At 70.6% G+C, this 11,233-nt stretch carries 11 protein-coding genes; 8 read left to right on the top strand and 3 right to left on the bottom strand.

Annotated features, from left to right (window positions below):
• The 5 genes from sucB to HY68_RS19280 form a co-directional block, all read left to right on the top strand.
• The coding region (gene sucB, locus HY68_RS19300) for a 2-oxoglutarate dehydrogenase, E2 component, dihydrolipoamide succinyltransferase (protein WP_041990533.1) at positions 1-1,024 on the top strand (1,024 nt) is incomplete at its 5' end.
• A gap of 99 nt (positions 1,025-1,123) precedes the next feature.
• Positions 1,124-1,747: a GntR family transcriptional regulator gene (locus tag HY68_RS19295; protein WP_041990532.1), complete on the top strand. Its 624-nt coding sequence runs from the start codon at positions 1,124-1,126 to the stop codon at positions 1,745-1,747.
• A 229-nt stretch (positions 1,748-1,976) separates the two neighbouring features.
• On the top strand, positions 1,977-4,643 hold the full coding sequence (gene aceE / locus HY68_RS19290) for a pyruvate dehydrogenase (acetyl-transferring), homodimeric type (RefSeq protein WP_041990530.1): 2,667 nt from the start codon (positions 1,977-1,979) through the stop codon (positions 4,641-4,643).
• Positions 4,644-4,779: 136 nt separating this feature from the next.
• Complete coding sequence (locus HY68_RS19285) at positions 4,780-5,754, top strand: YafY family protein (RefSeq protein ID WP_198533304.1); 975 nt, start codon at positions 4,780-4,782, stop codon at positions 5,752-5,754.
• Positions 5,755-5,854: 100 nt separating this feature from the next.
• The gene (locus tag HY68_RS19280) at positions 5,855-6,769 is read left to right on the top strand and encodes a winged helix-turn-helix domain-containing protein (protein ID WP_041990529.1); all 915 of its coding nucleotides are present in this window, start codon (positions 5,855-5,857) and stop codon (positions 6,767-6,769) included.
• On the opposite strand, the gene HY68_RS19275 is transcribed toward HY68_RS19280, so the two are convergent.
• Positions 6,761-6,946, bottom strand: coding sequence for a hypothetical protein (locus HY68_RS19275; RefSeq protein ID WP_041990528.1), 186 nt, complete (start codon positions 6,944-6,946; stop codon positions 6,761-6,763). The two genes, HY68_RS19280 and HY68_RS19275, sit on opposite strands and share 9 nt — an antisense overlap.
• A gap of 259 nt (positions 6,947-7,205) precedes the next feature.
• Between HY68_RS19275 and HY68_RS19270 the strand changes: the two genes are divergently transcribed.
• Positions 7,206-8,057 carry a winged helix-turn-helix domain-containing protein gene (locus HY68_RS19270; protein WP_052457140.1) on the top strand — a complete coding sequence of 284 codons (852 nt, stop codon included), beginning with the start codon at positions 7,206-7,208 and terminating at the stop codon, positions 8,055-8,057.
• Between the two features lie 62 nt (positions 8,058-8,119).
• On the opposite strand, the gene HY68_RS19265 is transcribed toward HY68_RS19270, so the two are convergent.
• Complete coding sequence (locus HY68_RS19265) at positions 8,120-9,058, bottom strand: SDR family oxidoreductase (protein WP_041990527.1); 939 nt, start codon at positions 9,056-9,058, stop codon at positions 8,120-8,122.
• Between the two features lie 109 nt (positions 9,059-9,167).
• Here HY68_RS19265 and HY68_RS19260 point away from each other — a divergent pair, with 109 nt between their 5' ends.
• Positions 9,168-9,683, top strand: coding sequence for a DUF4240 domain-containing protein (locus tag HY68_RS19260; protein WP_041990526.1), 516 nt, complete (start codon positions 9,168-9,170; stop codon positions 9,681-9,683).
• 59 nt (positions 9,684-9,742) lie between these two features.
• Here the strand turns inward: HY68_RS19260 and HY68_RS19255 are convergent, their stop codons facing one another.
• Positions 9,743-10,228, bottom strand: coding sequence for a GNAT family protein (locus HY68_RS19255; RefSeq protein WP_041990525.1), 486 nt, complete (start codon positions 10,226-10,228; stop codon positions 9,743-9,745).
• 35 nt (positions 10,229-10,263) lie between these two features.
• On the opposite strand from HY68_RS19255, the gene HY68_RS19250 reads away from it, so the two are divergent.
• Positions 10,264-11,157: a TIGR01777 family oxidoreductase gene (locus HY68_RS19250; protein ID WP_041990524.1), complete on the top strand. Its 894-nt coding sequence runs from the start codon at positions 10,264-10,266 to the stop codon at positions 11,155-11,157.
• Positions 11,158-11,233: the final 76 nt, after the last annotated feature.

The raw sequence follows: 11,233 nt of genomic DNA, 5'->3' as shown, positions 1-11,233 counted from the left end.
CGCGCCCGCACCGGCACCGGCTCCCGCGCCGGCACCCGCGCAGCCCGCCCCCGCGCAGCCCGCTCCGAAGCAGCCTGCCGCCACCGCCAGTGACGACGGCGCGTACGTGACGCCGCTGGTCCGTAAGCTCGCCGCCGAGAACGGCGTCGACCTGGCCTCGGTCAAGGGCACCGGCGTCGGTGGCCGGATCCGCAAGCAGGACGTCGTCGCGGCTGCCGAGGCGGCCAAGGCCGCAAAGGCGTCGGCCCCGGCCGCCGCCCCCGCCGCCGCTTCGAAGGCGCCCAAGCTTGAGGCGTCCCCGCTGCGCGGCCAGACCGTCAAGATGACCCGCATGCGCAAGGTCATCGGCGACAACATGATGAAGGCGCTGCACGACCAGGCCCAGCTGACCTCCGTGGTCGAGGTGGACATCACCAAGCTGATGCGGCTGCGCGCGCAGGCGAAGGAGGGCTTCGCGGCCCGCGAGGGCGTCAAGCTCTCCCCGATGCCGTTCTTCGTCAAGGCCGCCGCCCAGGCGCTGAAGGCCCACCCGGTCATCAACGCCCGGATCAACGCCGAAGAGGGCACGATCACCTACTTCGACACCGAGAACATCGGTATCGCTGTGGACTCCGAGCGTGGCCTGATGACGCCGGTCATCAAGGGTGCGGGCGATCTGAACATCGCCGGCATCTCCAAGAAGACCGCCGAGCTGGCCGGCGCCGTGCGCGCCAGCAAGATCACGCCGGACGACCTGGCCGGTGCGACCTTCACCATCTCCAACACCGGTTCGCGCGGCGCGCTGTTCGACACGATCATCGTGCCCCCGAACCAGGCCGCGATCCTGGGCATCGGTGCCACGGTCCGCCGCCCGGTGGTCATCAACCACCCCGACCTGGGTGAGACCATCGCGGTCCGCGACATGACGTTCGTCGCGCTCTCCTACGACCACCGTCTGGTGGACGGCGCCGACGCGGCCCGTTACCTGACGGCCGTCAAGGCGATCCTGGAAGCCGGCGAGTTCGAGGTCGAGCTCGGGCTGTAGCAGGAATCCGTACGGCGACGGCGCCCCTGTCCGGACTCTCCGGGCGGGGGCGCCGCCGTATCGTCTACCCAAAGGCCGATGTCCCCGAGGAGTGCCGCCATGACCCCGCCCGTCGTCCACTCGCTGCGCGAACAGATCCGCGAGCACATCGTGGAGGGGATCGTCAGCGGGCGCTGGAAGCCGGGCGAGCGGATCGTGGAACGCAGGATCGCCACCGAGCTGCAGGTCAGCCAGACGCCAGTCCGGGAGGCGCTGCGCGAGCTGGAGAGTCTGCGGCTCATCGAGTCGGCGCCCAACAAGGGCGTACGGGTGCGCAATCTGACCGCCGCCGACCTGGAGGAGAGCTATCCCGTCCGGGCGGGCCTCGAACAGATCGCCGCCGAACTGGCCGCCGAACGGCTGGCCCTGGACTGCTCGGCGCTGGAGCCGCATGTGGCGGGGCTCTACGCGGCCGACCGCAAGGACGACGGTACGGCGCAGGTGCTGCACACCGTCGCCTTCCACCGCGAGCTGGTGCGGGCGGCCGGCAACAGCGTGCTGCTGCACACCTGGGAGGGGCTGGGCATCGAGGTGTTCACGGCGCTGTCGATCCGCTGGCTCGGCACGGTGCAGAAGTCGTACGCGGAGGAGCACCACGCCTTGGTCGAGGCGTTCAAGCGGCGCGATCCCGAGATCGGCCCGCTGGTCAAGACCCATGTGCTCGGCTGCGCCCCGCGCGCCTGACCGGCACCCGACCGCAGCGTCGCACACACGAACGATCAAGGGTCACCGCGTGCCGCCTGAGCTGGCACGGGATGCCAATTTTTTCAGATCGTGAACTTTTACCCCGTTACCCTTTGATCGATCATCGATCAGCGACTTACAGTGGACAGCGGGCTGCACCCAGCCCGTCGCCCTGTCCTGCCAGACAAGGGCCTTTCTCCACCCCCCTCCTGTCCGGAAGGCGGCGACCATGACCGACCCCGTAGGCAAGCTTCCGAGCGAGCTCGACCAGCTCCCGGACCGTGACACCGAGGAGACCGCCGAATGGGCGGCCTCCCTGGACGCCGTCACCGAGAACGCAGGACCGCACCGCGCCGCGTACCTGATGCGCCGCACCCTCCAGCACGCCGGTTCCGCCGGGGTCGCACTGCCCGCGCTGCTGGAGAGCGACTACGTCAACACCATCCCGACGGCCGCCGAGCCCGCCTACCCGGGCGACGAGGCGCTGGAGTCCCGGATCACCGCCTGGAACCGCTGGAACGCGGCCGCCATGGTGACCCGCGGCTCCCGGCTCGGCCTCGGCGGCCACATCGCGACGTACGCCTCGGTCGCCTGGCTCTACGAGACGGGCTTCGAGCACTTCTTCCACGGGAAGGAGGCCGACGGTTCCGGCGACCAGCTCTATCTCCAGGGCCACGCGTCGCCCGGCATCTACGCCCGCGCCTTCCTCGACGGCCGGCTCTCCGCCGACCAGCTCGACCGCTTCCGCCAGGAGGCGGGCGGCGACGGACTGCCGTCGTACCCGCACCCGCGGCGGCTGCCCTGGCTGTGGGAGTTCCCCACGGTCTCCATGGGCATAGGCCCGATCTCCGCGATCTACCAGGCGCGCTTCAACCGCTATCTGGAGAACCGCGGCATCAAGGACACCTCCCACTCGCACGTCTGGGCGTTCCTCGGCGACGGCGAGATGGACGAGCCCGAGTCGACGGCCTCCCTCGCCCTCGCGGCGCGTGAGGGCCTGGACAATCTGACCTTCGTCATCAACTGCAACCTGCAGCGGCTCGACGGCCCGGTCCGGCCCAACTTCAAGATCGTGCAGGAGCTGGAGGCCCAGTTCAGGGGCGCCGGCTGGAACGTGGTCAAGTCGCTGTGGGGCCAGGCCTGGGACTCCGTCATCGCCCAGGACACCGACGGCGCGCTGCTGCGGCGGCTGCGCGAGGTGCCGGACGCCCAGTTCCAGACGTACGCGACGCGCGACGCCGCCTACATCCGCGAGCACTTCTTCACCGACCCCTCGCTGCGCCGTATCGCGCAGGGCCTCACCGACGCCAAGCTGCTGGAGCTGTTCCAGACGTCCCGCGCCGGTCACGAGCCCCGCAAGGTCTACGCGGCCTACCGCGCGGCCATGGAGCACAAGGGCGCGCCGACGGTGATCCTCGCGCAGACCGTGAAGGGCCACACGCTCGGCCCCGACTTCGAGTCGCGCAACGCGAACCACCAGATGAAGAAGCTGACCGGCAAGCAGTTCCGCGCCATGCGCGACCTGCTCGAACTGCCCATCCCCGACAGCGCGCTGGACGACGCCGTCGTGCCGTACTGGCACCCCGGCGAGAACTCGCCCGAGGTCCGGTACCTGCGCGAGCGGCGCGCCGCGCTCGGCGGTCCCGCCCCGGCCCGCAAGGTCGTCGCGAAACCGCTGCCGCAGCCCGCCGACAAGGCCTTCGACGCGCTCAAGAAGGGGTCGGGCACCCAGGAGATCGCCACCACCATGGCGTTCGTCCGGCTGGCCAAGGACCTGATGCGGGACAAGGAGACCGGCAAGCGCTGGGTCCCGATCGTCCCCGACGAGGCCCGCACCTTCGGTATGGAGTCGCTGTTCCCGACGGCCGGTCTGTACTCGCCGAAGGGCCAGACGTACGACCCGGTCGACCGTGACCAGCTCCTGTACTACAAGGAGGCCAAGGACGGTCAAATCCTGAACGAGGGCATCACGGAGGCCGGTTCGCTGGCCGACTTCACCGCGGCCGCGACGTCGTACGCGACGCACGGCGAGCCGATGATCCCGTTCTACATCTTCTACTCGATGTTCGGTTTCCAGCGCACGGCCGACCAGTTCTGGGCGCTCGCCGACCAGCTGGGCCGGGGCTTCGTCATCGGCGCGACGGCCGGCCGTACGACGATGACGGGCGAGGGCCTGCAGCACGCGGACGGCCATTCGCATCTGATCGCCTCGACCAACCCGGCGGCGGTCAGCTACGACCCGGCATTCGCCTATGAGGTCGCCGTCATCGTCAAGGACGGGCTGCGCCGGATGTACGGCCCCGACGCCGAGGACATCTTCTACTACCTGACGGTCTACAACGAGACCAAGGTGCAGCCCGCCATGCCCGCGGGCGTGGAGGAGGGCATCCTGCGCGGTCTGTACCGCTACCAGGAGGCGGCGCCGGCGGCGGCCGACGCGCCCAGGCTCCAGCTGCTCGCGTCCGGCACGGCGATCCACTGGGTGCTGGAGGCGCAGCAGCTCCTCGCCTCGGACTGGGGCGTCGCCGCCGACGTGTGGTCGGCGCCGTCCTGGACGGAGCTGCGCAGGGACGCCCTTGAGGCGGACGAGGCGCTGCTCCGCGGTGAGCAGCGGATCCCGTACGTGACCCGCGCGCTGTCCGGGGCACCCGGCCCGGTGCTCGCGGTCAGCGACTGGATGCGGCAGGTGCCGGACCAGATCAGCCAGTGGGTCGAGCAGGACTGGTCCTCGCTCGGCACGGACGGCTTCGGTCTCTCCGACACCCGTGAGGCGGCGCGCAGGCACTTCGGCGTCGACGCGCAGTCGGTCGTGGTCGCGGCGCTCGCGCAGCTCGCGCGGCGTGGTGAGGTCAAGCCGGAGACCGTCGTGGAGGCCCGTCAGCGCTACGGCCTCTGAGCCCGTTTCCGGTCCGTTTCCGGTCTGTCTCCGAGTCCGCTTCCGGTCCGTTTCCGTGGGAACCCCCGTCGCATCGAGCAGTTCGCGACGGGGGTTCCCCTGTATGCGATGCCGCTCTGGCTGCATGATGGGTGGCATGCGCGCTGCCCGACTGATCAAGATGGTGCTCCTGCTCCAGTCGAGGCCGTCCATGACCGCGGCCCAGCTGGCCAGGGAACTGGAGGTCTCCGAGCGGACCATCACCCGCGACGCCCAGGCACTCTCCGAGGCCGGGGTGCCGGTGTATGCGAACCGCGGCAGGACCGGCGGCTACCGGCTCGTCGGCGGCTACCGCACCGGTCTGACCGGTCTTGCCCGCAGCGAGGCCGAGGCGCTGTTCCTGTCGGGGGTGCCGGGCGCGCTGCGGGAGATGGGGCTGGACGACGTCGCTTCGGCAGCCCGGCTCAAGGTGTCGGCCGCGCTGCTGCCTTCGCTGCGGGACGCCCCCGACTCGGCGGCCCGGCGGTTCCATCTGGACGCCCCCGGCTGGTACCACGAGCCGCAGACGCCCGAGCTGCTGCAGGTGATCGCCGAGGCGGTCTGGGGCGACCAGCTGCTGTCGGCGCGCTACCGGCGCGAGGACGCCGAGGTGGAGCGGGAGCTGGCGCCGTACGGTCTCGTGCTCAAGGCCGGGGTCTGGTACCTGTGCGCGGACGCCAAGGGGGCCTTCCGGGTCTACCGGATCGACCGGTTCACCGCCGCCGAACCCCTGAAGGAACGTTTCTCCCGAGATGAGTCCTTTGATCTGCCCAGCTTCTGGGAGCAGCGCTCGGCCGAGTTCGCCCGCTCGATCCTGCGGACGGAGGTGACCGTACGGCTCTCCCCCGACGGGGTGCGCAGGCTGCCGTACGCGGGTGACCGCGCCGCCGCCTGCGAGGCCATCGAGGCGGCCGGGGAGCCGGACGCCCAGGGGCTGCTCACGGTCACCCTGCCGGTCGAGTCGGAGGAGGTGGCGTACGCCCAGCTGCTGGGGCTGGGCCCGGACGCCGAGATCCTCCGTCCCGCCTCGCTGCGCGACCGGTTCGCCGAGGCGGCGGCGCGGCTGCACGCGCTCTACGACCCGCCCGTCTGAGCCAATGGCAGCCGCTTGGCAGCAGTTGGGAAGACCTCGCAGATAACTCTCGCCCATTGGCAGGCTGTTGTAGAGTTTGGCTGTGCCTGGAGACAGCGCCTTGACCGACGGACAACGGCGTCCGCGGGATGTGGTGGCGGACGCGTTGCGCGACCACATCTCGTCAGGAGAGCTGCGCGTCGGCGACCACATCCCCACCCAGGCCGAGTTGAGCCGGCGCTACGAGGCACCGCGCGGCGCCGTCCGCAGGGCGCTCGAAGTCCTGGAGAACGAGGGCCTGATCAAGCGGGCCCAGCAGGGCACTCCGCCGACCGTCGCACGGACCGCACCGAGCGGCGCCTCCCGGCTGCTGCCGGGACCGACCGCCAACGACGTGCCTACGCCCAGAAGCCACCCGCCGCGCCCCGCAGGGGTGTTCCTCGGCGAGCGGGTCGCGCTCTGCTTCCAGCAGCCACACGTGACGATCGACGCGTACTGCCTCAACGGCGAGACCCTCGCCTCCGCGCTCGCCGGACCGCTCGTCGCCCTCGGCACCGCCGGCGTACCGACCCCCGAGCGGATCGCCGTACGGATCCTGTTGCCGAACGCTGAGGACCCGCTGGCGCTGCCGCAGGTCGTCGGAGAGCCGCACAACACCCGGCCGCGCGAGCGGCTGCGGGAGACCACCGGGCACATCTACGGCTCGCTGCGCCACTCGCTGCGCATGCTGAAGGTCAGGGGGCTGGTGCCCGAGGTGCGGGTGGAGGCCAGGAAGGTCTCCATATCGCCGACCCAGAAGGTGTACATCCTCAACGGCGAGGAGGTGCTGGCCGGGCACTACCAGGTGCAGACGCGCACGGTGGACCTCGACCGGGACGAACCGATCGAGATCTACGACATGCTCGGTGTCGAAGGGATGCTGTTCCGGCACGCGGCGGTCGACGAGGACCAGGTCACAGCGGCGTACGTGGAACAGACCCAGAAGTGGTTCGACTCCCTGTGGGACACCATCGCCGTCCCGTGGGACTCAGGCTGATCCGACCAGCAGCAGGACCAGCAGCACGGTCGCGGCGCACAGCAGATTGCCGCCCGACCCCTTCTCCTCGCGCAGCGCCCGTACGAGCAGCGCGCACAGCAGCCCGAGCAGGGCTCCCTGGGGCCCGAAAGCCCCGATCACCTCAATGATCATGTCCGTTCGTGACAGCGCCCCCATGGCATCTCCTCCGGTTCACCTCTGCGTTCGCGGGACACCCTTCGGTTGGCACCCTTTGGCAGATGAGTTTCTGCGGAGTGAAGGCCAATGGTCGGGTATCGGTTCTCTCCTTGATACCCATCCGTAATGGCAGCCATTGAGCTGCAGCGGGACCGGCCTGACCGAACAACCGGTCAAGTTGCCGGGCAGCCAATCGACTTGACCGGTTGCTGCAGCCATCTGTCGGACACCGCAGTCGAGTTGTAGCCTCAGCAGAGTGATGCCCACCGACCGGGGTGACGCCGAGGACCTTCCCCGCTACCGCTCCGTCGCGGATGATCTGCGCAGCAGGATCCTGGACGGGCGGCTTTCGGCGGGTGAGGCGCTGCCCAAACAGCAGCAGTTGCAGCGCCACTACCAGGTGGGCAGAGGCACCATCCAGAGCGCCCAGCAGATGCTGCGCGACGAGGGACTGCTGGAGGACGGGGCACCGGGAAGAGCCGCCCGGGTTGCCAATCGGACGACCAACCTCCGGCCATTGGCCTACTACATCGCGCAGGCGTTCACCGCCCGGCATGTCGTCCTGGACGTCTGGTCACTGACCACGGAACAGCTCAGCCAGGCGGTGCGCAACGAGGTCGAGGCGATCCTGGAGGGCCGCCGCCGCCCCCCGGAGACCATCACCGTCCGGGTCCTGCTGCCCGACCTGACGACCAGCCACCCGTACCCCCGCCACGCCGACGACCCGACCGACCCCCGCCCGCTGCTGCGGCTGCGGCACGTCATCCGGACCTACGCGGGAGCGCTGGAGCACTCACTGACCCGGCTGGCGGAACGGGGGCTGGTCGGACAGGTCTCCGTCGCGATCAGGGGACTGCCCACCATCCCCGGCGAGAAGCGCTACCTGATCAACGGCACGGAGATGCTGACCGCGTACTACTGGCTGGAACGCGGCCAGATGCAGAACAACCCGGACGGCGCCTCACTGGACGTCATCGAGCTGCGCGGCGGCGATCTCTTCCGCTCGACACTGGACGGCGCCGACGCATCGGAACAAGCCAGATTCGAGCAGGTCAAGCTCTGGTTCGACACCCGCTGGGACGAGGTGGCCCAGCCGCTGCAACTGGACTAGGGAGGGCCTGGGTCGTGTCCGTGCCAGGCGTCGCGAGCCGGACGAGACGTCGCGGACACTCCCTAGCGGTAGTCCTCGGCCGTCGCGTCCTTGCCACCGGCGACGACCTCGGCGAAGTACGCCTCGGAGTCGGGGCGGCTGCCGTCCGCGTCGGTGAAGCCGTACTCCCGCGCCAGCCGCCCGCTGGACAGCGACCGGCCGTTCCACCGCTCCCGCTCCGGATCACCGGCGAGCGCGGCGACGGCCCTGCCCACCAGGACGGGCGTCTCGGAGATCGCGAAATGCGGCTCCCGCACGACGGCGTCGCGCCAGGTCTCCTCGGTCACCCCGAAGTGGTCCAGCATCTGCTCGGAGCGCAGGAAGCCGGGCGTCAGCGAGACGGCGGTGCAGCCGGACTCCTTCAGCTCCTCCCCCAGCCCGTACGCCATCCTGATGGGCGCGTTCTTGGTGAGGTCGTAGAAGAGGTTCCCCCGGTACGCCTTGTTCGCCTCGGCGGTGCCGTCGGTGATCTCCACCACGAGCCCGCCCGGCCGCCGTACGAGCAGCGGCAGCGCGAGGCTGCTGGTGATCAGATGGGTCTTCACACCCAGCTCCAGCATCCGCAGCCCCCGGTCGAGGCCGACCTCCCACATCTTCGTGTCGAAGTCGATCAGATGCTCGCCGCCCCACACATCGTTGACGAGCACATCCAGCCGGCCCTGCTCCCGCTCGATCCGCTCGACCACCGCGCGCACCTGCGCGGGGTCCAGATGGTCGGCCTGTACGGCGATGCCGACGCCGCCCGCCGCCGTCACCAGCTCGGCCGTCTCCTCGATGGTCTCCGAGGCCCGCCCGACCTCGCTCACCCGCTCGCGGGTCGTCCGCCCGGTGGCGTACACGGTCGCGCCCGCCGCACCGAGCTGGACGGCGATGGCCCGCCCGGCTCCCCGGGTGGCTCCCGCCACCAGGGCGACTTTTCCTGTCAGTGTCTTCGCGTGGTCCGTGGTCTTTTCGTGGTCCATGCGGCGACCCTCACACAGAAAGCAGACATCTTCTGTCCGCATAGGAAAGGCGTGAAATTCGGCCACTCCACGTGCGCCGTACCCCCGCAAGCACGATGCTGGACCCGTGATGGACGAGACGGAGTTCTGGGAGATCGTCGACAGCACCCGCGAGGCCGCCGAGGGCGACCCCGAGGACCAGGCCGACCTGCTGGTCGAGCGGCTGCTGCAGCTCGACCCCGACTCGGTCCTGGACTTCGCCCGGCACTTCGAGGCCCGCTACAACCGCGCGTACCACTGGGACCTGTGGGGCGCGGCTGCCGTCCTGCTGGACGGCGCGAGCGACGACGCCTTCGACTTCTTCCGGTGCTGGCTCATCGGCCAGGGCCGCGAGGTCTTCGAGGGGGCGCTGCACGACCCGGACAGCCTCGCCGAGCTGCTGGACGGGTTCGACGAGGAGATCGACGGCGACGGCGAGGAACTGGGCTTCGCCGCGGACGAGGCGTACGAGCAGCTCACCGGAGTGGTGGCACCGGCCCTCGGCATCGCGGCGCAGGCGGCGGAGCCGGAGGGGACGCCCGTCGACTTCGAGGACGCGGAGGCACTCGCGGAGCGCTTCCCGCGCTTGACGGAGCGGTTCGGGTAAGCGTCGCGGGGCGCCTTTCCGGGCGTTTTCGGGGCGCTTTCGGGGCGCTTTCGGGGCCGCTAGAGCGTGCGCCCCATCAGGACGTCGTCCACGTACCGGCCGTCCAGGAAGAACTCCCCCGGCAGCACCCCCTCGACCACGAAGCCCGCCGCCTCGTACAGCCGCCTGGCCGGTGCGTTGTGCCCGAGGACCCGCAGCGTCAGCCGCCGCGCACCCTGCGCCCGCGCCCGCCCGGCCGCCGCCCGCACCAGCGCCCGCCCGACCCCCCGGCCGCGCTCCCGGCCGTCCACGACGAGACCCCTGATCTGGCGTACGTGCGCGTTGGCCGCCAGCGCGGTGGCGGGCGCCACGGCGACGTACCCGACGAGCCGGCCGTCCACCTCGGCAACCAGGAAATTCTCCGGCGGATGCCGGTCGTCGAAGAACGGCTCGTACGCCTGCGGCCTGGGCGTCACCGCGTGCAGCGGCGACCACATCTCCCGGTCGAGGTCGGCCAGCTCCTGCTCGTCCGCGCGGAAAGCGGGACGTATCTTCAGATCTGCCATGGCGCAACTGTGCCACCGGGGGTTCCCGGGGCAGGATGGGTTTCATGAGGATCGCGATCACCGGTTCCACCGGGCTCATCGGTACGGCACTCGTACGCTCCCTGCGCGCGGACGGGCACGAGGTGGTGCGACTGGTCCGGCGGCCCTCGAACGCGGGCGACGAGGTCGAGTGGGACCCCGCGCGCCAGCACGTGGACGTGCGCGGCCTGAACGGCTGCGAGGCGATCGTCCACCTGGCGGGCGCGGGGGTGGGCGACCACCGCTGGACCGACGAGTACAAGAAGGAGATCCGCGACAGCCGCGTCCTCGGTACGGCGGCGATCGCGGAGGCCTGCGCGGTCCTGGACGGCCCGCCGCGCGTGCTCGTGTCCGGCTCGGCGATCGGCTTCTACGGTGACACCGGCGACCGGGTGGTCGACGAGAACGCGCCGCCCGGTGACGGGTTCCTGCCGTCGGTCTGCGTGGAGTGGGAAGAGGCCACGGCGGCGGCGGTGGAAGCGGGCGTCCGCACGGTCCTCGCCCGTACGGGCCTGGTCGTCTCACGGGACGGCGGCGCGTGGGGCCGGCTCTTCCCGCTGTTCCGCGCGGGCCTGGGCGGGCGGCTGGGCGACGGCAAGCAGTACTGGAGCTTCATCGCGCTCCACGACCACGTGGCGGCGCTGCGGCACGCGATCGACACGCCGACGCTGGAGGGCCCGCTGAACCTCACGGCCCCGGAACCGGTCACGAACCGCGAGGTCACGACGGCGATGGGCCAGGCGCTGCACCGCCCGACCCCGTTCCCGGTACCGGCGGCGGCGCTGCGGGTGGCGCTGGGCGAGATGTCGAGCGACGTGCTGGGCAGCCAACGGGTGATCCCGACGAAGCTGCGCGATTCGGGGTTCACGTTCGCGTTCCCGACGATCGCGGAGGCGATCGGCGCGGCGTAAGCGTTGTCGCCGTCCGGCGCGGTTCTTGGTTGCGGGTCTTGGTTGCGGTTGTCGCCGGGTGCCGTTCCGGGGAGGC

Origin of the sequence: Streptomyces sp. AcH 505 (genome assembly GCF_000818175.1) — a bacterium.
Lineage (GTDB): Bacteria > Actinomycetota > Actinomycetes > Streptomycetales > Streptomycetaceae > Streptomyces.
This window is presented reverse-complemented; position numbering and strand designations above follow the sequence as displayed.

What these genes read in the sequence shown, in the direction of transcription:
- HY68_RS19270 (WP_052457140.1), top strand. Translation starts at nt 7,206, where the DNA reads ATGCCCACCGACCGGGGTGACGCCGAGGACCTTCCCCGCTACCGCTCC.
- HY68_RS19265 (WP_041990527.1), bottom strand. Translation starts at nt 9,058, where the DNA reads ATGGACCACGAAAAGACCACGGACCACGCGAAGACACTGACAGGAAAA.
- HY68_RS19295 (WP_041990532.1), top strand. Translation starts at nt 1,124, where the DNA reads ATGACCCCGCCCGTCGTCCACTCGCTGCGCGAACAGATCCGCGAGCAC.
- HY68_RS19275 (WP_041990528.1), bottom strand. Translation starts at nt 6,946, where the DNA reads ATGGGGGCGCTGTCACGAACGGACATGATCATTGAGGTGATCGGGGCT.
- HY68_RS19260 (WP_041990526.1), top strand. Translation starts at nt 9,168, where the DNA reads ATGGACGAGACGGAGTTCTGGGAGATCGTCGACAGCACCCGCGAGGCC.
- HY68_RS19250 (WP_041990524.1), top strand. Translation starts at nt 10,264, where the DNA reads ATGGGTTTCATGAGGATCGCGATCACCGGTTCCACCGGGCTCATCGGT.
- HY68_RS19285 (WP_198533304.1), top strand. Translation starts at nt 4,780, where the DNA reads ATGCGCGCTGCCCGACTGATCAAGATGGTGCTCCTGCTCCAGTCGAGG.
- HY68_RS19255 (WP_041990525.1), bottom strand. Translation starts at nt 10,228, where the DNA reads ATGGCAGATCTGAAGATACGTCCCGCTTTCCGCGCGGACGAGCAGGAG.
- aceE (WP_041990530.1), top strand. Translation starts at nt 1,977, where the DNA reads ATGACCGACCCCGTAGGCAAGCTTCCGAGCGAGCTCGACCAGCTCCCG.